This window comes from Nocardioides sp. YR527 (assembly GCF_900101045.1).
GTDB lineage: Bacteria > Actinomycetota > Actinomycetes > Propionibacteriales > Nocardioidaceae > Nocardioides.
The window spans coordinates 118020-140047 of the sequence record NZ_FNFN01000007.1 but is presented as its reverse complement, the minus strand read 5'-3'; the positions used below and the strand labels follow the sequence as shown (position 1 = coordinate 140047).

Annotated in this window: 26 protein-coding genes; 19 read left to right on the top strand and 7 right to left on the bottom strand. The window is 70.9% G+C overall.

Features of this window, described 5'->3' with window-relative positions:
• The first annotated feature begins 53 nt into the window (after positions 1-53).
• Together BLT25_RS21740 and BLT25_RS21735 are read left to right on the top strand one after the other, a co-directional pair.
• The gene (locus tag BLT25_RS21740) at positions 54-1379 is read left to right on the top strand and encodes a hypothetical protein (RefSeq protein WP_256328720.1); all 1326 of its coding nucleotides are present in this window, start codon (positions 54-56) and stop codon (positions 1377-1379) included.
• A gap of 65 nt (positions 1380-1444) precedes the next feature.
• Complete coding sequence (locus BLT25_RS21735) at positions 1445-1909, top strand: group II truncated hemoglobin (protein WP_091050446.1); 465 nt, start codon at positions 1445-1447, stop codon at positions 1907-1909.
• On the opposite strand, the gene BLT25_RS21730 is transcribed toward BLT25_RS21735, so the two are convergent.
• Positions 1891-2472, bottom strand: coding sequence for a dihydrofolate reductase family protein (locus BLT25_RS21730; RefSeq protein ID WP_091050443.1), 582 nt, complete (start codon positions 2470-2472; stop codon positions 1891-1893). The two genes, BLT25_RS21735 and BLT25_RS21730, sit on opposite strands and share 19 nt — an antisense overlap.
• Positions 2473-2535: 63 nt before the next feature.
• Here BLT25_RS21730 and BLT25_RS21725 point away from each other — a divergent pair, with 63 nt between their 5' ends.
• Together BLT25_RS21725 and BLT25_RS21720 are read left to right on the top strand one after the other, a co-directional pair.
• Complete coding sequence (locus BLT25_RS21725; RefSeq protein ID WP_091050441.1) at positions 2536-3633, top strand: NAD(P)H-dependent flavin oxidoreductase; 1098 nt, start codon at positions 2536-2538, stop codon at positions 3631-3633.
• Positions 3630-4148: a mycothiol transferase gene (locus tag BLT25_RS21720; protein WP_091050438.1), complete on the top strand. Its 519-nt coding sequence runs from the start codon at positions 3630-3632 to the stop codon at positions 4146-4148. Before BLT25_RS21725 ends, BLT25_RS21720 begins: the two co-directional genes overlap by 4 nt.
• Here BLT25_RS21720 and BLT25_RS21715 read toward each other — a convergent pair.
• A complete protein-coding gene (locus BLT25_RS21715) occupies positions 4145-4798 on the bottom strand; it encodes an NAD(P)H-binding protein (RefSeq protein ID WP_091050436.1) in 654 nt (217 codons plus the stop codon). The genes BLT25_RS21720 and BLT25_RS21715 overlap by 4 nt on opposite strands.
• A gap of 136 nt (positions 4799-4934) precedes the next feature.
• Here BLT25_RS21715 and BLT25_RS21710 point away from each other — a divergent pair, with 136 nt between their 5' ends.
• Genes BLT25_RS21710 through BLT25_RS21700 form a run of 3 tightly spaced genes read left to right on the top strand, consistent with a single transcriptional unit; the run spans position 4935 to position 7022 of the window.
• Positions 4935-5342 (top strand): DUF6069 family protein, encoded by a 408-nt coding sequence (locus tag BLT25_RS21710; RefSeq protein WP_091050435.1) that lies wholly within the window; start codon positions 4935-4937, stop codon positions 5340-5342.
• A gap of 10 nt (positions 5343-5352) precedes the next feature.
• Complete coding sequence (locus BLT25_RS21705) at positions 5353-6417, top strand: sensor histidine kinase (protein ID WP_143033815.1); 1065 nt, start codon at positions 5353-5355, stop codon at positions 6415-6417.
• Complete coding sequence (locus tag BLT25_RS21700) at positions 6414-7022, top strand: response regulator transcription factor (RefSeq protein ID WP_091050431.1); 609 nt, start codon at positions 6414-6416, stop codon at positions 7020-7022. Before BLT25_RS21705 ends, BLT25_RS21700 begins: the two co-directional genes overlap by 4 nt.
• A 16-nt stretch (positions 7023-7038) precedes the next feature.
• Here BLT25_RS21700 and BLT25_RS21695 read toward each other — a convergent pair whose 3' ends face one another.
• A complete protein-coding gene (locus BLT25_RS21695; protein ID WP_091050428.1) occupies positions 7039-7485 on the bottom strand; it encodes a MarR family winged helix-turn-helix transcriptional regulator in 447 nt (148 codons plus the stop codon).
• A gap of 139 nt (positions 7486-7624) precedes the next feature.
• Here BLT25_RS21695 and BLT25_RS21690 point away from each other — a divergent pair, with 139 nt between their 5' ends.
• The 3 genes from BLT25_RS21690 to BLT25_RS21680 all read left to right on the top strand — a co-directional run bounded on the left by BLT25_RS21690 (position 7625) and on the right by BLT25_RS21680 (position 10148).
• Positions 7625-8806 carry an MFS transporter gene (locus BLT25_RS21690; protein WP_091050425.1) on the top strand — a complete coding sequence of 394 codons (1182 nt, stop codon included), beginning with the start codon at positions 7625-7627 and terminating at the stop codon, positions 8804-8806.
• 32 nt (positions 8807-8838) lie between these two features.
• Complete coding sequence (locus BLT25_RS21685; protein ID WP_091050423.1) at positions 8839-9660, top strand: aldo/keto reductase; 822 nt, start codon at positions 8839-8841, stop codon at positions 9658-9660.
• 101 nt (positions 9661-9761) lie between these two features.
• Entirely contained in the window at positions 9762-10148 is a 387-nt protein-coding gene (locus BLT25_RS21680; protein WP_091050420.1) for a hypothetical protein, read from the top strand.
• Between the two features lie 22 nt (positions 10149-10170).
• Here BLT25_RS21680 and BLT25_RS21675 read toward each other — a convergent pair whose 3' ends face one another.
• Positions 10171-10617, bottom strand: a complete 447-nt coding sequence (locus tag BLT25_RS21675) for a MarR family winged helix-turn-helix transcriptional regulator (protein ID WP_091050418.1) — start codon at positions 10615-10617, stop codon at positions 10171-10173.
• A 115-nt stretch (positions 10618-10732) separates the two neighbouring features.
• Between BLT25_RS21675 and BLT25_RS21670 the strand changes: the two genes are divergently transcribed.
• Positions 10733-11683 carry an alpha/beta hydrolase gene (locus BLT25_RS21670; protein ID WP_091050415.1) on the top strand — a complete coding sequence of 317 codons (951 nt, stop codon included), beginning with the start codon at positions 10733-10735 and terminating at the stop codon, positions 11681-11683.
• A gap of 82 nt (positions 11684-11765) precedes the next feature.
• On the opposite strand, the gene BLT25_RS21665 is transcribed toward BLT25_RS21670, so the two are convergent.
• On the bottom strand, positions 11766-13274 hold the full coding sequence (locus BLT25_RS21665) for an alpha/beta hydrolase (RefSeq protein ID WP_091050413.1): 1509 nt from the start codon (positions 13272-13274) through the stop codon (positions 11766-11768).
• Positions 13275-13649: 375 nt separating this feature from the next.
• Here BLT25_RS21665 and BLT25_RS21660 point away from each other — a divergent pair, with 375 nt between their 5' ends.
• The 5 genes from BLT25_RS21660 to BLT25_RS21640 all read left to right on the top strand — a co-directional run bounded on the left by BLT25_RS21660 (position 13650) and on the right by BLT25_RS21640 (position 16917).
• Entirely contained in the window at positions 13650-13916 is a 267-nt protein-coding gene (locus BLT25_RS21660) for a hypothetical protein (protein WP_091050411.1), read from the top strand.
• On the top strand, positions 13897-14406 hold the full coding sequence (locus BLT25_RS21655) for a DUF6879 family protein (RefSeq protein WP_091050408.1): 510 nt from the start codon (positions 13897-13899) through the stop codon (positions 14404-14406). The genes BLT25_RS21660 and BLT25_RS21655 overlap by 20 nt, the downstream gene beginning before the upstream one ends.
• Before the next feature lie 12 nt (positions 14407-14418).
• Positions 14419-15270 carry a helix-turn-helix domain-containing protein gene (locus BLT25_RS21650; protein ID WP_091050405.1) on the top strand — a complete coding sequence of 284 codons (852 nt, stop codon included), beginning with the start codon at positions 14419-14421 and terminating at the stop codon, positions 15268-15270.
• Between the two features lie 120 nt (positions 15271-15390).
• The gene (locus BLT25_RS21645; RefSeq protein WP_091050403.1) at positions 15391-16065 is read left to right on the top strand and encodes a TetR/AcrR family transcriptional regulator; all 675 of its coding nucleotides are present in this window, start codon (positions 15391-15393) and stop codon (positions 16063-16065) included.
• A gap of 90 nt (positions 16066-16155) precedes the next feature.
• On the top strand, positions 16156-16917 hold the full coding sequence (locus BLT25_RS21640; RefSeq protein ID WP_371113352.1) for an HAD-IIA family hydrolase: 762 nt from the start codon (positions 16156-16158) through the stop codon (positions 16915-16917).
• Here the strand turns inward: BLT25_RS21640 and BLT25_RS21635 are convergent.
• A complete protein-coding gene (locus tag BLT25_RS21635; protein WP_091050400.1) occupies positions 16911-17618 on the bottom strand; it encodes an SDR family NAD(P)-dependent oxidoreductase in 708 nt (235 codons plus the stop codon). The two genes, BLT25_RS21640 and BLT25_RS21635, sit on opposite strands and share 7 nt — an antisense overlap.
• 101 nt (positions 17619-17719) lie before the next feature.
• On the opposite strand from BLT25_RS21635, the gene BLT25_RS21630 reads away from it, so the two are divergent.
• Positions 17720-18568 (top strand): helix-turn-helix transcriptional regulator, encoded by an 849-nt coding sequence (locus BLT25_RS21630; protein ID WP_176884132.1) that lies wholly within the window; start codon positions 17720-17722, stop codon positions 18566-18568.
• Between the two features lie 47 nt (positions 18569-18615).
• Positions 18616-19503 carry a helix-turn-helix domain-containing protein gene (locus BLT25_RS21625; protein ID WP_143033814.1) on the top strand — a complete coding sequence of 296 codons (888 nt, stop codon included), beginning with the start codon at positions 18616-18618 and terminating at the stop codon, positions 19501-19503.
• Here the strand turns inward: BLT25_RS21625 and BLT25_RS21620 are convergent.
• A complete protein-coding gene (locus BLT25_RS21620; protein WP_091050396.1) occupies positions 19390-20559 on the bottom strand; it encodes an MFS transporter in 1170 nt (389 codons plus the stop codon). The two genes, BLT25_RS21625 and BLT25_RS21620, sit on opposite strands and share 114 nt — an antisense overlap.
• A 178-nt stretch (positions 20560-20737) precedes the next feature.
• On the opposite strand from BLT25_RS21620, the gene BLT25_RS21615 reads away from it, so the two are divergent.
• Positions 20738-22027, top strand: a complete 1290-nt coding sequence (locus BLT25_RS21615) for an amidohydrolase family protein (RefSeq protein ID WP_091050817.1) — start codon at positions 20738-20740, stop codon at positions 22025-22027.
• Position 22028: the final 1 nt, after the last annotated feature.

The window sequence follows — 22028 nt, the reverse complement described above, 5'->3', positions numbered from 1 at the left end:
CCTCGTGCGCTGATTCTGTGACGCCAGTCACAACCAGCCTTACCCTCAAAGACATGCCCCGTGCGTCAGCCGCTGTCCTCGCCCTGCTCCTGACCGCTTCCGCTCTGGTCGCCTCGACCGGCCCGGCGCTCGCCGACCGCGAACCGCCCGGTGACCAGCCGCTGCCCGGCTACACGATCAGCAACCCGCCGGTGGCGCCGATCACCGTCGGTGGCAGGGAGACCACCGTGCGCCAGGGAGTGCATGAGCACGCGGCGTACGTCCTGGAGGTGCCGGCGAACTGGAACGGCGAGCTGGTGATGTGGGCCCACGGCTACCGCGGGCTGAGCTACACGCTGACGCCCGAGACGCCGGGGTTCGGGCTGCGGCGTACGTTCCTCGAGCAGGGCTACGCCTGGGCAGCGTCGAGCTACTCGACCAACGGCTACGACGTGGGCGCCGGGGTGCGCTCGACGCGTGACCTGGCGACGTACGCGTCGAAGCTGCTGCCACGCCGGGCGACCCGCACCTACGTGACCGGGGTGTCGATGGGCGGGCACGTGATCGGGCGCTCGCTGGAGCAGTATCCGGGCTTCTACGACGGGGCGCTGCCGATGTGCGGGCAGCTGGGCGATGTGGAGCTGTTCGACTTCTTCGTCGACTACAACCTCGGCGCGCAGGCGCTCGCCGGGTACGACGCCTACCCCTACGACGCGAGCTACCAGAGCGTCGACGTCCCGGTGATCAAGGAGCGCCTGGGGCTCGGCGGCACGCTGACCCCGGAGGGCGAGCAGCTGCGGGCGATGACGATCGAGCACAGCGGTGGACCGCGGCCGGGCGCCGTGGCGGCCTTCGGGCAGTGGAAGGACTTCCTCTTCACGCTGCCGTCGGTGGACGACGGTGGGACGCTGGGCTTCAACATCGGCCGGGTCGCGACCAACCGGGACACCGTCTACGCGCCGAGCTCGCCGGTCGACCTCGATGCCGAGATCGAGCGGATCGACCCGGTTGATCCGGTCGGTCGCCACAGCCACCGGCTCAACGCGCCGTCGCGGATCTCCGGCCGTCCCACCGCCCCGGTGGTGAGCCTGCACAACCTCGGCGACATGTTCGTGCCGTTCTCGATGGAGCAGGTCTACCTGCGCGAGGTGAAGCGCCACCACCGCGGCGGCCTGGTCGTGCAGCGCGCGATTCGCTCGGCCGGGCACTGCGAGTTCAGCCCCGCCGAGGCCTCGGCCGCCTGGGGCGATCTCGTCGACTGGGTCGAGCACGGCGACCGTCCGGCCGGCGACGACGTCCTCGACCGGGCAGCCGTCGCCGCACCCGACTACGGCTGCGCGTTCACCGACCCCGCGGCGTACGGAACCGGGTCACGTCGCCTCTACGCCCGCTGCCCGTAGGCCGTCCTCGCGGACGCGTCCCGGTATTTCGTTGCACGTCGCGGGATCGCGCGCCATCGTGAACCATGACCTTGTACGACGACCTCGGTGGCGCGCCCGCGCTGCGCCGGCTGAGTGATGCGTTCTACGAACGAGTGCTGGCCGACGAGCTCCTGGCGCCGGTGTTCGCGAGCTTCACGCTCACGCACGTCGAGCGGGTGGCGATCTGGCTGGGAGAGATCTTCGGTGGACCGGCCGACTTCACCGCCACCCTCGGCGGCCATCAGGAGCTGTTGAGGGTCCACCTCGGGCTCGGGATCCGCGAGGAGCACCGGCAACGCTGGCTCGAGCTGATGCAGGCCGCGATCGAGGAGGTGCTGGCCGACCGTCCCGAGCTGCACGAGACGCTGATGGCCTACTTCGCCTGGGGCACGGCGATCGCCAAGGACGTCTCCCAGGACCCGCCCGGCACCGACCTCGGCGACCCCGGTCCGACACCCCGCTGGGGCCGGGACGGTCTGATCGACGAGAGTCAGCGGACGACGTCGTAGACGAGCTTGAGGATGCCGTTGGCGTAGGCCTCCGACTCGACCAGGGTGAGCCGCTGCTTGTCCTTGTCGGTCTCGCTCCACATCGACTTCCCGGCGCCGAGGACGACAGGGAAGACGAGCAGGTGGTAGCGGTCGATCAGGCCGGCGTCGGAGAGGTTGCGGGCGAGCTCGGCGCTGCCGGCGATCAGGATCGGGCCGCCGTCGCCCTGCTTGAGATCCGCGACCTCCTCGAGCGACCTCAGCACGGTCTGCGGACCCCAGCCCTCCACGAGAGCCTCCTCGCCGAGGGAGGTCGAGACGACGTACTTCGGGATCTCCTTCACCACCGTGAAGTCCTCGATGTCGGGCCAGATCGGCGCGAACGCCTCGTAGCTGCGCCGGCCGAACATCATCGCGCCGGCCTCCTCCATCTCGCTGCCCTTGATCGCGTACGCCTCCGGCAGGAACTCGATGTCCTGAAAGGTCCAGCCGCCGCTGCGGTGCTGCTCGGAGGCGGAGCCGCCGCCGGGGGAGTCGACGACGCCGTCGATGGACACGAACGCTGAGTAGATGAGGGTGCGCATGGGCCCGATCCTGCCGCGCCGGGGCGAGCGGCGCCAGGAGTTTCCGGGCGCTACCGTGAATGCATGACGGCCCGACGACGTGCTCAGGAGTTCTGCGAGGCGTACGGCCTCTCGATGCCGATCCTTCAGGCGCCGATGGCGGGTGCCTGCCCGCCCGCGCTGGCGGCTGCGGTCGCCGACGCGGGAGGGATGGGCGCGTCGGGGGTGGTGCTCGACTCGCCGGCGCGGATCGCGGAGTGGGTGGCGGAGTTCCGGTCGCTGTCGACCGGGCCGTTCCAGCTGAACATCTGGATCCCCGACCCTCTCGACGACGACCCGGCCGGGATATCGGCCGCAGAGGATTTCCTGGGCAGGTTCGGTACGCCGGGCCCCGAGCAGCCGCCCGCACCGTCGTTCGAGGAGCAGTGCGAGGCGATGCTCGCCGCCCGGCCGCGGGTCGTCTCCTCGATCATGGGGACCTTCTCGCCGGAGTACGTCGAGCGCCTGCACGAGGCCGGGATCGCCTGGTTCGCGTGCGCCACGACCCTGGCCGAGGCGCTGGCCGCGCAGGAGGCCGGCGCCGATGCCGTCGTCGCGCAGGGTCTCGAGGCCGGTGGGCACCGAGGTGTCTTCGAGCCGGAGACGGCGGAGCGTACGGCCGTGGGACTGTTCGCGCTGCTGCCCCACATCGTCGACGGGGTCGATGTGCCGGTCATTGCCACCGGCGCGATCGCCGACGGGCGTGCGGCCGCCGCTGCGCTGACCCTCGGTGCGAGTGCCGTCCAGGTCGGCAGCGCGCTGCTGCGGTCGCCGGAGACCGGGATCGCCGAGGCCTGGGCGGCCTCGCTCGAGGGCCTCGCGCCGGAGGACACGGTCGCCACCCGGGCCTACTCCGGGCGCCTGGGCCGCGCGGCCCCGACGGGGTACGTGCGCTCCTGGGAGGCGCCGGGCGCGCCTTCGCCGGCGCCCTACCCGCACCAGCGCGGCCTGGTCGGCCGCTGGCGCAAGGGGATCCCGGATCCTGCCGCCGCGGTGCCGCTGGACCGCGCCAACCACTGGGCCGGCCAGGCCGCGGGTCGCGCCGTCGCCGAGCCGGCCGCCGACGTCGTCACCCGGATGTGGAGCGACGCGCAGGCGCTGTTGCCGCCGGGGAACCGCGACGGTGTAGAACGGAAGGTATGAGCGAAACCTGGTCCCAGCGACTGCTCGCGGACGGCTTCGGCCGGATCGCGGAGAGCCTTCCCGCGATCGTCGACGGCCTCTCGGTCGACGACCTGCTGTGGCGGCCGTACGACGGGGCGAACTCGATCGCCTGGACCCTGTGGCACATCGCCCGGATGGAGGACGTCCAGATCGCGCCGCTCGCCGGCACCGAGGAGGTGTGGACGCGGGACGGCTGGGTGGAGCGGTTCGGGCTGCCGTACAAGCCCCGGGCGATGGGCTACGGGCAGAGTGCCGCGGAGGTCGCGGCGTTCCGGCTGGAGGACCCGGCGCTGCTGACCGGCTACTACCAGGCCGTCCACGAGGCGACGATCGATCTGGTCGACACGCTCGGCGACGACGACCTCGCCCGGGTCGTCGACGAGCACTGGGACCCGCCGGTCACCGCCGCGGTCCGACTGGTCAGCATCGTCGACGACGCCGCCCAGCACATCGGCCAGGCGGCGTACGTCAGAGGTCTGCTGGGCCTGCGCTAGAGGACGGCGGCGATGGCCTCGTCGACCGAGGCGTCGCCGGAGACCAGCTCCCACTGCTTGCCGACGGTGGCGTCGTCGTCGATCACGGCGGCGATCACCGCGGCCACGTCGGCACGCGGGATGGTGTCGCGGCCGAGCTTCGGGGCCAGCTTCACCCGTCCGGTCGCGGGGTCGTCGGTGAGGCCACCGGGACGCAGGATGGTCCACTCGAGGTCGCTGTCGCGCAGGGCGATGTCGGCGTCGCGCTTGGCCTCGACGTAGGCCGTCCACACCTCGCCGGCGTCGGCCGGGACCGGCTCGTCGACGTTGATCGCCGAGACCTGCACGAAGCGCCGGATGCCGGCAGCCTTCGCGCCGGCGATCGACTTGGTCGAGCCCTCCAGGTCGACGGTGCGCTTGCGCTCCTTGTTGCCGTCGGGGCCGCCGCCGGCGGCGAAGACCACCGCATCGCTGCCCGCGAAGGCGGCGGCGAACCCGTCGGCGTCCTGGTTCTCGATGTCGAGCAGGCCCACCTCGGCCCCGAGCGCTTCGAGCTCGGCTCGGTAGCTCTCGCTGCGTACGAGCGCGAGCGGGGTGTGGCCCGCGGCCGCGAGGATCGGATGGAGGTGCAGGGCGACCTTGCCGTGGCCGCCGACGATGGCGATGCGCATGCCTCCACGATAGGCACACGTGCCCACTGACAATTGTCACCGTCGGGTCCGGACAATCAGATCTGACGCCCGGGCACCCCGGAACGCGAGTCTGGAGACACCACCGACGGTGGGTGGTGGAGACGGAGGAATCGCGATGACAACCGTGACGAACGAGACCGCGCAGCGCACCCGGGTCGGATGGGCGCGGATCGGCGGCGTGGCGGCCACGGCGGCCGTGGCTGCGACGGCCGTATGGCTGCTGTGGACCCAGGCCGGGGGAGTGGAGCTCGAGGTGAAGTCGGGCGCCGGCAGCCAGCAGATCGGAGTCGGCTCGGTGATCGTCAGCAGCCTGATCATCGCGCTGGCCGGCGGAGCGCTGCTGCGCTGGTGGGAGGGGCGTTCCGAGCGCGGGACCAGGCGCTGGACGATGCTTGCCGTCGGGATCGCCGTGGTCTCCCTGATCACGCCGACCAGCGCGCTCACCCTGGCCGCCGGCCTGGGGCTCGCGAGCCTGCACGTCGTCGTGGCCGTTGTGGTCATCGCCGGCCTGCGGCGGCGATAGGGTGACGATCGTGTCCGGGCTGCGGTGTCACCTCCAGCGCCACGGCGTGGTGCTGGTGTGGCTGCCGGTGCTGCTGCTCTTCCCGCTGCTCAACCTCTCCGGCGACGTGCTCCTGGCCGTCGGCCAGGCCGCCCTGGTGGTGGCCGTCGGGGTGGCCGCCGTCGCCTTGGTGGTCACCGGCCGAGTGGCGGTCCTGCTGCCCGTCCTCGTCGGCCTCATCGTGCTCGCCGCGATGCAGGGCGAGGGCTGGCAGACGGTCTGGGGCGTGCTGGCGATCGTCTCGCCGGCGGTGCTGCGCGGCTGGCGCCTGGCCGGCGCCATCGCCCTGGCCACGGTCGGGGTCGCGGTCTCGATCGCGGTCATCGAGGGCATCGGCGACGCCTACCTGCTCAGCGTCGGTGGCATCTTGCTCAGCGGCGTCACCACGACCTCCTTCCTCCGCCTGATCGAAGCGGTCGAGCAGCTCCGCCGCACCCGGGAGGAGCTCGCCCGGGCCGCCGTGGCCGAGGAGCGTGCCCGGATGTCCCGTGACCTCCATGACCTGCTCGGTCACACGTTGAGCGTGATGGTCGTCAAGGCCGAGGCCGTACGCCGCCTGGCGGCTCGTGACCCGGAGGCGGCCGCCGCGCACGCGGCCGACATCGAGGAGGTCGGCCGCGCGGCCCTGGCCGACGTCCGGGCCGCCGTCGACCAGATGAAGACGCTCTCCCTGGCCGAGGAGCTCGACGGCGCGCGTCGTGCGCTCGACGCCGCCGGGATCCGTACGTCGATCACCGCTGCCCAGGCCGAGGTGCCCGACATCGCCGGCCAGGCGCTCGCCTGGGTCGTACGCGAGGGGGCGACCAACGTGATCCGCCATTCCGGTGCGGCCAGCTGCCGTTTCGAGCTCTCCGAGGACGGCGGCGAGCTCCGGCTCGCCGTGGTCGACGACGGGGTCGGGGGCCCGGTGGACACGGGCGAGAGGTCAGGCGGGCTCGAAGGCCTGCGGCAGCGGCTGCGTGCGGTCGACGGTCGCCTCGACGTACGTCCTGGGGTCGACGGGTTCCGCCTCGAGGCGAGGGTGCCGGCGTCGTGATCCGGATCCTGCTCGCCGAGGACCAGGCGATGATGCGCGGCGCGCTCGCCGTGCTGCTCGGGCTCGAGGACGACCTCGAGGTGGTCGCCCAGGTCGGGACCGGCACCGAGATCGTGCCGACGGCGCTCGAGGTGCGCCCCGATGTGGCGCTGCTCGACATCGAGCTGCCCGGGATCAGCGGACTCGAGGCCGCACGCGAGCTGCGCGCGTCAATCCCGGAGTGCCGGGTGATGATCCTGACGACGTTCTCCCGGCCCGGCTATGTGCGTCAGGCGATGGCCGCGGGCGCGGTCGGCTTCCTGGTCAAGGACGGGCCGGTCGAGGAGTTGGCCGGCGCGATCCGGCGGGTGCTGCGCGGCGAGACGGTCCTCGACCCCGCCCTGGCCGCCGCCACGCTCCGCGCTGCCCCGAACCCGCTGACCGCGCGCGAGCGCGACGTGCTCGCGGCCTCCGAGGACGGGTCGAGCGTCGCCGACATCGCCGGGCGGCTCTTCCTCTCGCCGAGCACGGTGCGCAACTATCTCTCCGCGGCCATCGGCAAGACCGGCACCCGCAACAAGACCGAGGCGGCCCTCACCGCTCGCCGCAACGGCTGGCTCGCCTGAGAGACCAGGCGGGGGATCAGGCCGGTGACAACGACCCGAGCGCGTGCACGAGCGGCGCGAGCTCGGGGATCTCGGCGGCCTCGTCCAGTGCCGTACGCAGCACCTCGTCGTGCAGCGGACGGGCCTTCTTCAGCAGGGCGCGTCCGGCGGGCGTGAGCTCGGTGTAGATCCCGCGGCGGTCGTCGGCGCACAGGATCCGGGTGAGGAGGTCGCGGTTCTCCAGGCGCGTGACCAACCGGGTCGTAGCCGAGGAAGAGAGGGCCGCCGCGCGCGCCAGCTGCTGCATGCGCATGTGCCAGCCGTCCTGACGGCTGAGCGCGTCGAGGACGGTGAACTCGACGACCGACAGCCCGTGCTCGCGCTGCAGCGCCTTCTCGAGTGCGGCCTCGATCAGGCCGTGCACCGCGGCCAGTGTGCGCCAGCCCTGTGCGCGGATCTCGACGGCGTCGTCAGCGATTCCCATGGGTCCTCCTTCGTGGACGACTCCAGCATACCCGAATTGCGCGGATAGTGCGCGTGTGCAACTATAAATACGAAGCGTGTGCAACTACTGCGCACGCCGACTATCGACAGACGCAATCCGTCCAGCTCAGGAGTCATCCATGCCCGTCGCACTGCTAGCCCTCGCGATCGGAGGGTTCGGCATCGGCCTCACCGAGTTCGTCATCATGGGCCTGCTGCCCGAGGTCTCCACCGACTTCGGGGTCAGCGAGACCACCGCCGGCTACCTCATCTCCGGCTACGCCCTCAGCGTCGCGATCGGCGCCGTCGGCCTCACCCTCCTGCTCACCCGAGTGCCCCGCAAGGTCGCCCTGCTCGGCCTGATGGTGCTGTTCATCCTCGGCAACCTGATCTCCGCGATGTCACCCGACTACGCCACGATGATGGCCGGCCGGATCGTCGCGGCACTGTGCCACGGCGCCTTCTTCGGCATCGGCTCCGTCGTCGCCGCGCAGCTGGTCGCCCCGGACCGCAAGGCCAGCGCGATCGCGTTCATGTTCGGCGGCCTCACCCTGGCCAACGTCCTCGGCGTTCCGTTGGGCACCCTGCTCGGCCAGGCCGCCGGCTGGCGCTCGACCTTCTGGGCGATCACCGTCATCGGCATCATCGCCTTCGTCGGCATCGCCCTCCTGGTCCCGGCCCACACCGGCCGCAGCGAGGCCGCCGCCCCGGCAGTACGTACCGAGCTGGCCGCCTTCACCAGCCCACAGGTCTGGCTCTCGATCGCCCTGACCGTGCTCGGCTACGGCGGCATGTTCGGCGGCTTCACCTACATCGCCTTCACGCTGACCGAGGTCAGCGGCTTCTCCGCCGGGGCGGTGCCGCTGCTGCTCGTCCTCTTCGGGGTCGGCCTGTTCGTCGGCAACATCGTCGGCGGCCGGGCCGCCGACCGTGACCTGGTCAAGACCCTCGGCGTGCTCCTGGCCGCCCTGACCGTCGTCCTCGCCGGCTTCGCCCTCGTCGCGACCAGCCAGGTGCTGACCGTCATCGCCCTGGTCCTGATGGGCGCCGTCGGCTTCGGTACGGTGCCGGCCCTGCAGATGCGGGTGATGGGGTACGCCGACCAGGCGCCCACCCTCGCCTCCGGCGCCAACATCGCCGCCTTCAACGTCGGCAACGCGCTCGGCGCGTGGATCGGCGGCATCACCCTCGCCGCCGGCCTCGGCTACACCTCGCCGCTGTGGGCCGGTGCCGCGGTCACCGCCGTCGGCCTCGTCGTGCTCCTGGTCGCCGTCCGTGCGCCCGGCGGCGAGCGGCGTACGCCCGTTCCTGTCCCTGCCTGAACCTCACCCATCTCAGAGAGAAGAGAAGTCTCATGACCATCCCGAACATCACCCTGAACAACGGCCTCGAGATGCCGCAGCTCGGCTACGGCGTCTTCCAGGTGCCGGACGACGAGACCGAGGCGGCCGTCACCGCGGCGCTCGAGGCCGGCTACCGCAGCATCGACACCGCGGCGGTCTACGGCAACGAGGCCGGCGTCGGCCGTGCGCTCGCGAAGTCGGGCATCGCCCGCGAGGAGCTCTTCATCACCACGAAGCTCTGGAACGCCGACCACGAGCGTCCGGTCGAGGCGTACGAGAAGAGCCTCGAGCTCCTCGGCCTCGACCAGGTCGACCTCTACCTGATCCACTGGCCCACCCCCGCCCGTGATCTGTACGTCGGCGCCTGGCAGGGCCTCGAGGAGCTGTACGCCGCGAAGCGGGTCCGCGCGATCGGCGTCTCGAACTTCCTGCCCGAGCACCTGGACCGGATCGTCGAGCTCGGTGGCACGGTGCCCGCCGTCAACCAGATCGAGCTGCACCCCGCGCTGCAGCAGCGCGCCACGGTCGCCGCGAACGACGGGCTCGGGATCGCCACCGAGGCCTGGAGCCCGCTCGCCCAGGGTGCGGTGCTCCAGAACCCGGCGATCACCGAGATCGCCGACCGCCTCGGTCGCACGCCTGCCCAGGTGATCCTGCGCTGGCACCTCCAGCGGGGCAGGATCGTGATCCCCAAGTCGGTGACCCCTTCGCGGATCGCGGAGAACCTCGACGTGTTCGGCTTCGAACTCACCGACGCCGACCTGGCCGCGGTCGACGCCCTGGAGAGCGAGGGTCGCACCGGCCCGGATCCGGCGACCTTCAACGCCGCCTGATCATCTGCGCCTGACCGGGCTTGATGGCTGGGAGCAGGTGTTATCGATCGGTGATCAGCCCGGGGCGGATGTCCGGACCGGTTGAGGGCATGCTTGGGCTCATGCGATTGACCGAGCATGAGCTCACCGTTGCCCTGACCGGGACGGCCAAGACCGTCCTGGCCTCCGGCAGGAGGTTCCGCAAGGGCGGCGCCGACATCGACAAGGTTTGGGACGAGACCGACCGCTTCCAGCGCTTCAAGCTCCTGGACAGCATCGGCACCCAGATCTTCCCGGTGCTCACCGATCTCCCCGACGTCGAGGTCCCGGTCGGAGGTCGTCCGGCCTTCCCGGAGGAGCAGATCCGCGAGTCCGTCGAGCGCAACATCGGTGACGACGTCGGCCGCCTCCGTCGGGCGGTCACGGTCAAGGCGCGCGTCGCGCTGGTCCAGGCCGCCCTCTCCAACCTGCCGCCCCGCGCCGAGGGTGACCTGCGCCTGGTCGACTGACGACGGCGGAACGCCCGGCCGCTCAGGGCAGGCGTGTGGCGACGTTGTCGCTGAGGTGTTCCAGCGAGTCCTTGAGGGTGGTGAACTCCTCGGTCTGCAGTGCCATCACCTCGGCGATGGTGTCGGGCACGCCTTCGGCTCGGCCGCGCAGCTCGGTGCCGGCGTCGGTCAGGCGTAGCCGGACGCTGCGCTGGTCCTCGGGGCGCTTCTCGCGGGTGATCAGCCCGGCGGCCTCGAGGCGCTTGACCAGCGGTGTCACGGTGCCGTAGTCCAACCCGAGACGCTCGCCGAGCTCGCCCATGGTGATCGGGGAGCTCTCCCAGAGCACGAGCATGGCGACGTACTGGGAGTAGGTCAGGCCCAGGGCGTCCAGGATCGGTCGGTAGGCCGCGGTCACGAGCCGCTGCGCGGTGTAGAGCGAGAAGCACAGCTGCTCGCTCAGCTCCAGGCTGTGGCGAGTCTCGGTCATACGCCCCACTTTACAACCTTGCGCGCAATCTTTTTCCAGGAAAACCTTGCGCGCAAGGTAAGTGCGGCGTAGATTCCTTGTACGCAAGGTAATTCACCGTAAGGAGTGAGACGACATGTCCAAGCCCGTCCTGGAGCCGGCCGCAGCCGAGTTCGCCGCCGCCACCGCCAACCCGCCCTACCTGTTCGACCTCGGTCCCGCCGAGGGCCGCGAGGCCGTCAACCAGGTCCAGTCCGGTGACGGCGTCGCCAAGCCGGATGTCGACGAGGAGTGGGTCACCGTCGAGGGCGGCCCGACCGGTGAGGTGAAGGTCCGCATCGTCAGGCCCGCCGGCGCCACCGGCACGCTTCCCGTCCTCATCTACATCCACGGCGCCGGCTGGGTGTTCGGCAACGCCGGTACGCACGACCGCCTGGTCCGCGAGCTCGCGGTCGGCGCGGGCGTCGCCGTCGTGTTCCCGGAGTACGACCTCTCGCCCGAGGCGAGGTACCCCGTCGCGATCGAGCAGAACTTCGCGGCCGCCCAGTGGGTCGTCGCCCACGGCGCCGAGAAGGGGCTCGACGCCTCCCGCATCGCGGTCTCCGGCGACTCCGTCGGGGGCAACATGGCCGCGGCGCTCACGCTGATGGCCAAGGAGCGTGGCGGGATCGAGCTGAAGCACCAGGTGCTCTTCTACCCGGTCACCGACGCCGCCTTCGAGACCGAGTCCTACCACCAGTTCGCCGAAGGCTACTTCCTGCGCCGCGACGGGATGCAGTGGTTCTGGGACCAGTACACGACCGACGAGGCCGAGCGTGCCCAGATCACCGCCTCGCCGCTGCGGGCGACCACCGAGCAGCTCACCGGCCTGCCGCCGGCGCTGGTGATCACCGCCGAGGCCGACGTGCTGCGTGACGAGGGCGAGGCGTACGCGGGCAAGCTCCGTGAAGCGGGCGTGCCGACCGTCCAGGTCCGCCTCGGCGGCGTCATCCACGACTTCGTGATGCTCGACGCGCTGCGGGACACCTACGCGAAGAAGGCAGCGATGACCCTGGCGATCGACACGCTGAAGACCGCGCTGGCCTGAGCCGGTGGCCGGGCGGCGTCAGGTCCAGGGCTTCCAACGCCCGTGGGCCTGCGCCGCCCGGCCTCGACCGATCGGGCACAGATCAGCGGGGTGCGGCGTCGGCCGAGCAGTGGTAGTCGCGGGCCGGCCGCTCACCCGTGGTCAGGTACGTCGTCACCGCATGGTTCGCGCAGCGGTTCCGGCCGCCCGGGTAGACGCCGTGGCCGCTCTGGTCGGCGGTCACCATGGTGGCCCGCTTGCCCAATGCCGCCCGCATCTCCCGCGCACCGTCGAGCGGTGTCGCCGGGTCGCGAAGGTTCTGCACCATCAGGACGTTGGCCGGACCCTGATCGGTGATCCGGACCTGCGGTTCCTCGGGAGCCGGCCAGTACGCGCACGGCGTGATGTTGGCTCCGGCCGCACCGAACAGCGGATACCTGATCCTGTCGACAGTGACGTTGCGCTGGTAGGTCGCAACCGGCGAAGGCCAGCGCGCGTCGCTGCAGATCATGTAGTAGCGACCGGAGATGAGGTTGTCCACGTCGGTCACGGCGTCGCCTCCGGGCAGCGGTGGCGGCGGCTGGTTCGCGTCGACCGCGTGCCAGATGTCCGCCAGCAGCGGCAGCTGGGTCGGGCCGTACAGCAGCCCGAAGTTGATCAGCCGGAACGCGACGTGGTCGAAGGGGCCGTCCGGCGTCGGGATCGGCTTCTTCTCCAGCCGCTCGGCGAGCTCGAGGTACTTCGCTCGTACCTGCGCCGGTGTCTTGCCCAGGCCGTACTCGCGGTGGTTGGCCGCGGCGAACCTTGCGAAGGCCGGGAAGGTGTCCTCGACGCCCTGCGACCACAGTCGGTTGCTCGCGTAGTCCCAGCCACCCGGCCCCAGGTTGCTGTCGAGCACGATCCGGTCGCTTCGCTGCGGGAACAGGGTGGTGTAGACCGCGCCCAGGTGGGTTCCCCAGGAGGCGCCGGCGTAGGACAGCTTCGACTCGCCCAGCGCGGCCCGGATCCGATCCATGTCACGTGCGGTGTTGGCCGGGGTGACGTGCGGCAGCATCCAGGATGTCTTGGACCTCGCGCACTGTTGGGCGATCTGCTTGCTCACGGCTGCCTGCTTGGCCACGTCGGCGGCGTCGAGCGCGTACGGCGGGATGTTCCCGGTCAGCTGTTGTTCCGCGGTGAGATCGCACGTCACCGGGGTGCTGCGGCCGATCCCGCGCGGGTCGAAGCCGATCACGTCGTAGCTGTCTCGGACGCTCTGCGGGAGACCCATCGCGACGAGCATCGCCGGGTAGCCCTCGCCTGCGGAGGGGCCGCCGGGGTTGGTCACCAGGATGCCGCGTCGCTTCTCGGGCTTCGTGCTCGCCAGCCGCGAGACCGCGATGTCGATCGTCTTGCCGTCCGGGTCGCCGTAGTCCAGGGGGACCTTCAGGGTCCCGCACTGCATCCCTTCCGGGATCGGCACCGGAGATATCTCGGCGGGGCACTTGCCCCACGTGATGCTGTCCGGTGGCGCGGCCTCTGCCGGGGCCGGACCGGCCAGCGAGGCCACTGGGGCCAGTGTGGCTGCCAGCGAGACGACGGCGACTGCGAGCGGTACTGAGATGCGCTTCATTTCTTCCTCCCGAGGATGGCGCTGGGAGGTGCCAGTCTTCGCTGATCGGAGGGCGGATACATCCAGCCGAAGACCATTCCCTGGGTGGCCGAAAGGACTATTGACGGGTGGGGAAAGTCTTAGTGGCGCAGATCATCGCCCCTCCTGAAGACACGCGCCGTGCGAGATCGGTGCCCCGCGATCGAGCAGATCGAGGCCGTACGGACCCGAGTTCAAGAAATCTGAAGCAACATCCTGGTCGCCGGTTCGGGACCGGACAAGAATGGCAAGGACCGCGGCCGTCGAAGAGCTTCTCTCCGTCATCGGCACGGCGGCTACACCAGATGGTCGCCCGCAAGGTTGGGGCATCTCGGCAGTTCGACCAGGAGGAAGAACATGGAACACACCCCGACTCAGGATGATGACCTCACCGCGACGTTCTTCATCAAGGACCCGGACTCCACGGGCAGCGAAGGGTGTGAGACGTTCTACGAGACGGATCGCGGCTCGTGGGTGGTGCAGGGCAAGATCCGAGGCCCGCAGGTGGCCGACCAGCTCGTGAGCCTCGCTGACGACGAGACCTATCTGGAAGTCTCGGGCCGAACCATGGATGCGTTCGTCCGCAAGTACGTGAAGGAGAACCATGGAGTCGATCTCACCTGAGCAGCGCTCTGCCCTCCTCTGGGCTGGCCGCCCGTTCCTGAAGCTGGAACTGCGTGACAGCTACGCCATCGACGACGCCCTGTTCGACGCCTGGCGGCGCGGGGACGACCGGGCGGTCGCCGACTCCATGGCCCCCTGGCTGAAGCAGGTGGAGACGGTGAAGGCCGCGGGTCTGAGGCTCCGAAGGGTCCGGGTCGTCTCCGAGCCGCTCTCGCAGTACCAGCGAACACTCTTCGACATCAGCCACTTCGGTGTCGATGCCGGTGAGGAGCTGCGTTGGCTCCCGCGACGGCTGGTCTCCGGCCTGCCGCTCCCCGGCAACGACACCTTCGTGATGGACGACCTCGTGATGTTCAACGTGCACGGCGGCAACGACGAGCAAGTCGAGATCCAGCTGGATCGCGACCCCGATCTGGTGGAGTTCTGCCGGAACGCCTTCGAATCTGCTTGGGACCTCGCGACGCCACATCACGAGTACAAGCCCGCCTGAGGGGGCTCGGCCATGGCCGACATGACGCCGTCGAACGCGGCAAAGCAAGCGTTTGCCGTACGTCTCCGAGATCTCAGGCTCGACGCCGGTCTGAGCGGTGCTGCGCTCGCCGAGCACTGCGGTTGGGGCCGGTCGAAGGTCTCCAAGATCGAGCACGGCACGCAGAACCCAACTGACGCCGACGTCAGAGCGTGGGCGTCTGCGTGCCGTGCGGACGATCAAGTCTCGAACCTGATCGCGGCTCGCCGCGAGGTCGAGCAGATGTGGATGGAATGGCGCCGCGATCACCGCGCCGGGATGAAGCACATCCAGATACGCAACATGCCGCTCTACGAGCGCACCAAGCTGCTCCGCGTCTACGAGTCAGTGAACTTCCCGGGCTACTTGCAGACGTTCGGCTACGCCGTCGCGCAGGGCACCCTCCATGCTCATCAGTGCGGCCTTCCGGTCGAGGACGTCGAGCAGGCGGCCAGGAACCGCCTGGAGCGACAACGCTTCCTGGGGACGGGCACGAACTCCTTCATCTTCGTGCTGGAGGCTGCGGCGCTCTACACCAATGTCGGCGGCGCCGAGGTGATGAGTGAGCAGCTCGACCGGCTGCTCGAGGTAGCGGCGATGCCGTACGTCTCGGTCGGAATCATCCCGCTCACGCAGCCCCGATCTCTGTTCCCCGGTGAGGGGTTCTACCTGTTCGACGACCAGTTGATCGTGCAGGAGTTCTGGTCAGGGTCGTTGCGCTCCTCGCGCCCCGAGGACATCAACTACTTCCTGCGTACATTCGATGCCCTCAAGGATCAGGCGGTCTTCGGTGCCGCCGCGGCGGGTCAGATCGAGACCGCACGCTCCCGCCTTCAAGCAATCTGAAGCAATGTTCTGGTAGCTGGCGTGCGAGCCGTTTGAGACTGGTGGAGCCCGGGGCGCCGAGGGTTTCCAACACAGTGCGGTCGTCCCGGGCTCCAACCCGCCAACCACGTTCGGAGCACCATGAGTTCCGCAGCCAGACGTCCTCGCCCGGGTCGCCCACGGCGCATCCCGGAGATCGACAGCGAGCTGTCGCCCCGTGACCAGATCCTTGATGTGTGCGCCCGCCTCTTCACCCAGAACGGCTATGCCGCGACCTCCACGAGGGACATCGCCGACGCGGTCGGCATCCGTCAGGCGTCGCTCTACTATCACTTCGCGGGGAAGCACGGGATCCTCGAGGAACTGCTGGCGCGAACGGTGCGACCCACTCTCGACCAGCTCGACAGGATCGAGGCTGTCACCGAGGAGCACGGGGCGCCGAGTGCCCTGTATGCCCTCGTGATGATCGACACCGGAACCCTTGCTGAGGCCCCGCACAACTGTGGTCGTCTGGCGCAGTTCCCCGACGTACTCGCCGAGGGGGAGAGCAAGCAGTACAAGGTGATTCACCGGGACCTGGTCGATGCGTATGCCAGGCTCGCGGCGCAGGTCTCCGGCCTCGACGTCAGGGGATGTCTGCTGGCGCACCTGGTGGAGGTCGTGGTGACCAACCGCGCTGACGGCCTCGTCGTCGACGAGCACGAACGCCACATGATCGCCCGGACCGTGCTCCGCGTCTGCGGTGCCACCAACGAGGAGATCAAGATCGCCGCCGCGGTCGCATGGGCAGAACTGGTCATCGAGCCGGCCGCTTAGATCCCGGCGGTGCGGGTTGGCGGGGTCGTCACGATCGGCGAGGATGTCCCCGTGATCGACGAGCGCCCCATCAACACGTGGCTGACCGACATGGACGGTGTCCTGGTGCGCGAGGAGGAGCCGATCCCCGGCGCCGCCGAGTTCCTGGCCAGACTCACCGAGGCCGAGGTGCCGTTCATGGTGCTGACCAACAACTCGATCTACACCCCGCGCGACCTCCGGGTCAGGCTGCTCCGCTCCGGTCTCGACGTCCCCGAGAAGTCGATCTGGACCTCGGCGCTCGCCACCGCCCAGTTCCTCGCCGACCAGCGGCCGGGTGGTTCCGCGTACGTCGTCGGTGAGGCGGGTCTGACCACCGCCCTGCACGCGGTCGGCTACGTGATGACGGAGAACGACCCCGACTACGTGGTGCTGGGCGAGACCCGCACCTACTCGTTCGAGGCGATCACCCGGGCGATCCGGCTGATCGAGGGCGGCGCCCGGTTCATCGCGACCAACCCGGACCCGAGCGGGCCGAGCCCGCAGGGCACGCTCCCCGCGACCGGCTCCGTCGCCGCGCTGATCAGCGCCGCGACCAACCGGGCGCCCTACTACGTCGGCAAGCCGAACCCGCTGATGATGCGCAGTGCGCTCAACCAGCTCGAGGCCCACTCCGAGACGACGGTGATGATCGGAGACCGGATGGACACCGACATCATCAGTGGCCTCGAGGCCGGGATGCGCACCATCCTCGTCGAGACCGGGTCGACCCGGCCCGAGCAGGTCGAGACCTTCCCGTTCCGGCCGACCCGCGCGGTCGCCTCGATCGCCGACGTACTGCCGCTGCTCGAAGGTCAGATCGACGGTCAGTAGGGGAGCGGGCCGCGGCCCGAGACGTACGTGCCGGTCGGGCCGTCCGGGCCGAGCCGGGCCATCCGGACGATGATCTCGGCGCCCTCCTCGACGGTCTGGGTGCCGGTGCGGCCGTTGAGATCGGTGTCGGTGAAGCCGGGTTCGACCGCGTTGATCCGGATGGTCGGGTAGGCCTTGGCGAGCTGGATGGTGGCGGCGTTGACGGCGGCCTTGGAGGCCGGATAGCTCAGGCCTCGGTAGAAGTGGGTGAAGCCGTCGGGGTCGCTGAGCATGCTCAGCGAGGCGAGGCCGCTGGAGACGTTGACGACGACGGGCGCCGGTGACTTCAGCAGCAACGGGACGAAGGCGTGGGTCACCCGGAGGCCGCCGAAGAAGTTGGTCTCGAAGGTGGCGCGTACGTCCTCGACGCTCTCGTCCGCGGCGGTGGGGATGGCGTTGTCGGCCAGTCTGGGCTCGACGCCGGCGTTGTTGACGAGTACGTCGAGGCCGCCGTCGGCGGCGATCTGCTCGGCCGCCGCGGCGACGGAGGTGTCGTCGGTGACGTCGATGCGGACGAACCGGGCGCCGAGCTCCTCGGCCGCGGCCCGGCCGCGGGCCTCGTCCCGGGCGCCGAGATAGACGGTGTGTCCCGCGGCGAGCAGGCGGCGGGCGGTCTCCTTGCCGAGGCCCTTGTTGGCCCCGGTGATCAGTGTGGTGGTCATGCCTCCAGGCTGCGTCGGTGACGCTGCTCCAGGAAGCGGTCCGGTTTTCGTAGGACTGGCAGGGCCAGGACAACGGCTCGGTCGTGGCGGAGACTGGTGGGGTGGAGTCATCGGAGTTCGGCCGGATGCTGCGCCGCCGGCGTGATCACGTCGAGCCGGCCGCGGTCGGCCTGCCGGCGGGTGGCCGGCGACGGGCCGCCGGGCTGCGGCGAGAGGAGGTCGCGAACCTGGCCGGCATCTCGGTCGACTATCTGACCCGGCTCGAGCAGGGCCGGGCGACCTCGCCGTCGGTGCAGGTCGTCGAGGCGCTCGCCCGGGCGCTCCGGCTCCCTGATGCCGACCGTGACCTGCTGTTCCGCCTCGCCGGGCACGTCGCGCCCGGCCGGGAGGCGATCTCCTCGCGGGTCTCGCCGAGCGTGCAGCGCCTCCTCGACCGGCTGGCGCACACCCCGGTCGTGGTCTACGACGCCGCCTGGACCCTGGTGGTCGCCAACGAGGCGTACGACGCGCTCATGGGTGCGACCACCACCTGGCAGGGTCGCGAGCGCAACGCGGTGTGGCGCAACTTCGTCGGTCCGGGCAGCCGGGCCGTCGCCACCGCGGCGGAGACCGAGGCGCTGCGGGCCGGGCTGGTCGCCGACCTGAGGCTCACCGCCGCTCGCTACCCCGCCGACCAGCGGCTGCGTCGGCTCGTCGACGACCTGCGCGCCGCCAGCCCACGCTTCGCGGACCTGTGGGAGAGCGCCGATCCGTCCCCGCGCCACGAACCGGCCCGGCACAAGGTCATCGACCACCCCACCGTCGGCCCCATCGCGCTCGACTGCGACACCCTGACCGTCGCCGTCGAGGACCTGCGGATCATGGTCTACACCGCCGAGCCCGGCACCGAGGACGCCGAGCGTCTCGCGCTGGCGACGGTCGTCGGCAACCAGGCGCTCGAGAAGCGCTGAGCGCGGAGGCGGGAATAGGCCGGTGGCGGCCGGGTGCTGGGCCAGATGTGAACGATGACCGTCCGTCGTGGGAGATGACGCTCGCCTACCAGGAGGAGCTGGCCGCCGGCTCCGCCGGTGAGGACGTACGCTCCGCAACCTGGTTGCTCGTCGACGACGGCACGGTCGTGCTGACCGCCGCCGGACAGTCGCACCTGCTCCGTGCGGGGGATGCGGCTCTGGTCGGAGGCCAGGTCAGGCACCGGCTGGCGACCCGCGACGGGGCCACGCTCACACGGGCCGACCTGCGGGCGGTCGCGGTGGCGTACCCGCTCGCGAACCCGCTGGTCGTGCGCGACTTCGTCGGTCGCCACGGCGGGGTGGCCGAGCTGGTGCGGCGGTGTCCGCTGGCGGGGCCGTGCCGGCCGTCGGCACTGTTCGCCTCGGGCTACGCGTCGCTGCTCGGCGCGGCGATGACCGCGTCCTGGCTCGAGGACACCGGACGCGGGACGGACGGTCCCGCGCCGGTCCTGGACCCAGCCGTGGGACAGGTGATGTCCGCGCTGGTGGCCGATCCGGCGCGGGCCTGGTCGGTCGAGGCGATGGCGGAGTCGGTGCATCTGTCCAGGTCGGCGCTGGGGGAGCGGTTCCGGCGCAGCCTGGCGCTGAGCCCGAGCGAGGCGCTGCGGGACGTCCGGATGCGTGCGGCTCGCCACCTGCTCGCCGGCGGTGACCGTCCGGTCGAGCAGGTGGCGTACGCCGTCGGCTACGGGTCGGGCGCGGCGTTCAGCCGGGCCTTCACCGCCGCCCACGGGACCGGCCCGCAGGCGTGGCGGGACGGCTCAGCCGCGCGGGACGCGGATCGCGCCGAAGCCCACCGCGGCGACGGCCGCACCGACCGCGCCGATGAGAAGCACGCGGCCGACGCCGTACTCGTCGAGGACCGCGCCTCCTAGCGCCGCCCCGAGGGCGATCGCCACCTGGAAGGCGGTGACCTGGAGCGCCAGCGCCGACTCGGTGCGCTCCGGCTCGACGCGGGTGACCCACAGCTGCGTGCCGACCGGCACCATGTTGAACCCGAACCCCCACACGAGGATCGCCAGCGCCATCACCGGTGTGCTCTCGGCGAGGACGGTCAGCACCAGTCCGCCGGCGAGGAGGAGCGGCGCCACGGTCACGACCGCGCGCAGGCGGTGGGAGAACCGGCCGGCCGCGAGGTTGCCGAAGAGCCCGCCGACACCCCACAGCGCCAGCATCCACATGCCTGCGCCCGGGGAGGTCTCGGCGATGGCGATCCGGATGAACGGGTACGCCACGAAGTTCCCGAGCACCACCACGACGAGCACCACCACGCCGGCCACCAGGAGCGGGTTGCGGAGGGCCTGACGCATCATCGTCAGCCCGGCGCCCGGGTGAGCCGGAACGGGCGGAAGCGCCCGCGCGAGCGCGGCGGCGGAGACCAGGCTCAGCACGGTCGCCGCCGCGAACCCCCAGCGCCAGCCGGGTCCGTCGGCGAGCAGCGAACCCAGCGGCAGACCGACGATCGTGGCCACCGTGACGCCGAGCGCGATCGAGGTCGAGATGACGTGGTCACGGCCGGGTGAGGCGTACGTCCCGACGGCGAAGGCGAAGGACCAGTAGCCGGCGATCGCCGCACCCAGCACGAGCCTGCCGAGGAGCAGGACGACGAAACCGGGGGAGATCGCGACCGCCAGGTTGGCGACGGCCGCGGCGACCAGCAGGCCGACCAGCAGGGCTCGCCGATCCATCCGGGGGAACACCATGGCGATGCTCGGCGCGGTCAGGGCCCCGGCGATCGCCGTCGCTGCCACCGCGAGCCCGGCCGTACCCTCGCTGATCCCGAGATCGCGCGCCATCGTCGGGAGCACGCCCGCGGGCAGGAACTCGCTCGAGACCAGGATCGCGATCCCGGCGGCGAGCGCGATCACGGGCGCCGCCCGGCTCTGGGAGGTGGTCGGGGACAGGGTCGAATCTGGCGAAGTCGTCGTCACCCTTCGATGGTCGCGGCGCTCCGCGCACCCGCGTTGATCGTCCGTCGCCCGTCCTTGACCGGACGACCGCCATCGCTGGTTTCATCGAGGATGACCGAAACGGTTACGCCGCCGAAATAACCGCTCCTTACGCTCGAAAATGTTCATCTCATCAACATTTGAGCCGGAAGGGGTGTCGATGACCGTGGCGAGAAGTGCGGGACAGATCGGTCCGGCGGACGGCCCGGCGCAGCTGGCCGGCGTGGAGCTGACAGCGCTGCGCGGCGTACGTCTCCTCGACGGCACCCTCGCCGATCTCGATCTCGCGGACGGTGAGATCACCGCCGTCCGGGCGGGCGATGGCAGGGCCTCGACCGACGCCGGGACGGACGCGAGCGGCTGGCGGCTGGTCCCCGCGGCGGGCGAGCCGCACGCGCACCTCGACAAGGCGCTGAGCGCGGAGCAGATCGAGCCGGGCCCGCGTGCCGGGAACGACCTGGTCAGCGCGATCGAGCAGTGGCGCTCGCTCGTGCCCACCCTCACCTCCGACGACTTCGCCGACCGCGCCCGGCGGGCGGTGCGACGCTACGTGGCGAACGGGATCACCACGATCCGTACGCATGCCGACGCACTCCTCGCGGGCGACCCGCTGCGCGGGGTCGACGCCCTGCTCGGCCTGCGCGAGGAGCTCCGCGGAACGATCACGCTCCAGGTCTGCCTGCTCGCCGGCCAGGACGTCCCGGACGCCGTGATCGAGGACGCGATCGGGCGCGGGATCGATGTCCTCGGCGGGTGCCCGCACCTGGCCGACGAGCCCGCCAAGGAGACCAGCCGCATCCTGGACCACGCCGAGCGCTCCGGCCTTCCGGTCGACCTGCACACCGACGAGCAGACCACCACCGGCCACCTCGACCTGGCCGACCTCGCCGAGCAGGTCATCGCCAGGGGGATGTCGCAGCGGGTGACCGCCTCCCACTGCGTACGCCTCGGCATGCTCGGCCACGACCGCCGCGGCCCCGTCGTGGACCTGGTGGCGAAGGCGGGGATCGGCATCGTGACGCTCCCGATCACCAACCTCTACCTGCAGGGCCGCGACGCCGACGGGGCGGCGCCGCGCGGCCTCACCGCGATCCGGGCGCTGCTGGAGGCGGGGGTGCCGGTCGCGGCCGGCGCCGACAACCTGCGCGACCCGTTCAACCCGGTCGGCCGGGCCGACCCGTTCGAGACCACCTCCCTCCTGGTCGCTGCCGGCCACCTCCGGCCGGCCGAGGCCCTCGCCGCCGTCACGACGACCACCCGCACCGTGCTCGGACTCCCGGCGGCAGGCACCGGGCCGGGCAGCCGGGCCGACTTCATGCTCGTCCCCGACGTACCGCTCGACGAGGTCGTCGCCGGGGCGCAGACCGCCCGCGTCGTCGTCCACGGCGGCCGCGTGCTCGCCGACACCCGCGTCAGCACCGTCCTCGATCTCGATCCCATGCCGAGGTGAC

What these genes read in the sequence shown, in the direction of transcription:
- BLT25_RS21740 (WP_256328720.1), top strand. Translation starts at nt 54, where the DNA reads ATGCCCCGTGCGTCAGCCGCTGTCCTCGCCCTGCTCCTGACCGCTTCC.
- BLT25_RS21735 (WP_091050446.1), top strand. Translation starts at nt 1,445, where the DNA reads ATGACCTTGTACGACGACCTCGGTGGCGCGCCCGCGCTGCGCCGGCTG.
- BLT25_RS21730 (WP_091050443.1), bottom strand. Translation starts at nt 2,472, where the DNA reads ATGCGCACCCTCATCTACTCAGCGTTCGTGTCCATCGACGGCGTCGTC.
- BLT25_RS21725 (WP_091050441.1), top strand. Translation starts at nt 2,536, where the DNA reads ATGACGGCCCGACGACGTGCTCAGGAGTTCTGCGAGGCGTACGGCCTC.
- BLT25_RS21720 (WP_091050438.1), top strand. Translation starts at nt 3,630, where the DNA reads ATGAGCGAAACCTGGTCCCAGCGACTGCTCGCGGACGGCTTCGGCCGG.
- BLT25_RS21715 (WP_091050436.1), bottom strand. Translation starts at nt 4,798, where the DNA reads ATGCGCATCGCCATCGTCGGCGGCCACGGCAAGGTCGCCCTGCACCTC.
- BLT25_RS21710 (WP_091050435.1), top strand. Translation starts at nt 4,935, where the DNA reads ATGACAACCGTGACGAACGAGACCGCGCAGCGCACCCGGGTCGGATGG.
- BLT25_RS21695 (WP_091050428.1), bottom strand. Translation starts at nt 7,485, where the DNA reads ATGGGAATCGCTGACGACGCCGTCGAGATCCGCGCACAGGGCTGGCGC.
- BLT25_RS21690 (WP_091050425.1), top strand. Translation starts at nt 7,625, where the DNA reads ATGCCCGTCGCACTGCTAGCCCTCGCGATCGGAGGGTTCGGCATCGGC.
- BLT25_RS21685 (WP_091050423.1), top strand. Translation starts at nt 8,839, where the DNA reads ATGACCATCCCGAACATCACCCTGAACAACGGCCTCGAGATGCCGCAG.
- BLT25_RS21680 (WP_091050420.1), top strand. Translation starts at nt 9,762, where the DNA reads ATGCGATTGACCGAGCATGAGCTCACCGTTGCCCTGACCGGGACGGCC.
- BLT25_RS21675 (WP_091050418.1), bottom strand. Translation starts at nt 10,617, where the DNA reads ATGACCGAGACTCGCCACAGCCTGGAGCTGAGCGAGCAGCTGTGCTTC.
- BLT25_RS21670 (WP_091050415.1), top strand. Translation starts at nt 10,733, where the DNA reads ATGTCCAAGCCCGTCCTGGAGCCGGCCGCAGCCGAGTTCGCCGCCGCC.
- BLT25_RS21665 (WP_091050413.1), bottom strand. Translation starts at nt 13,274, where the DNA reads ATGAAGCGCATCTCAGTACCGCTCGCAGTCGCCGTCGTCTCGCTGGCA.
- BLT25_RS21660 (WP_091050411.1), top strand. Translation starts at nt 13,650, where the DNA reads ATGGAACACACCCCGACTCAGGATGATGACCTCACCGCGACGTTCTTC.
- BLT25_RS21655 (WP_091050408.1), top strand. Translation starts at nt 13,897, where the DNA reads ATGGAGTCGATCTCACCTGAGCAGCGCTCTGCCCTCCTCTGGGCTGGC.
- BLT25_RS21650 (WP_091050405.1), top strand. Translation starts at nt 14,419, where the DNA reads ATGGCCGACATGACGCCGTCGAACGCGGCAAAGCAAGCGTTTGCCGTA.
- BLT25_RS21645 (WP_091050403.1), top strand. Translation starts at nt 15,391, where the DNA reads ATGAGTTCCGCAGCCAGACGTCCTCGCCCGGGTCGCCCACGGCGCATC.
- BLT25_RS21640 (WP_371113352.1), top strand. Translation starts at nt 16,156, where the DNA reads ATGGACGGTGTCCTGGTGCGCGAGGAGGAGCCGATCCCCGGCGCCGCC.
- BLT25_RS21635 (WP_091050400.1), bottom strand. Translation starts at nt 17,618, where the DNA reads ATGACCACCACACTGATCACCGGGGCCAACAAGGGCCTCGGCAAGGAG.
- BLT25_RS21615 (WP_091050817.1), top strand. Translation starts at nt 20,738, where the DNA reads ATGACCGTGGCGAGAAGTGCGGGACAGATCGGTCCGGCGGACGGCCCG.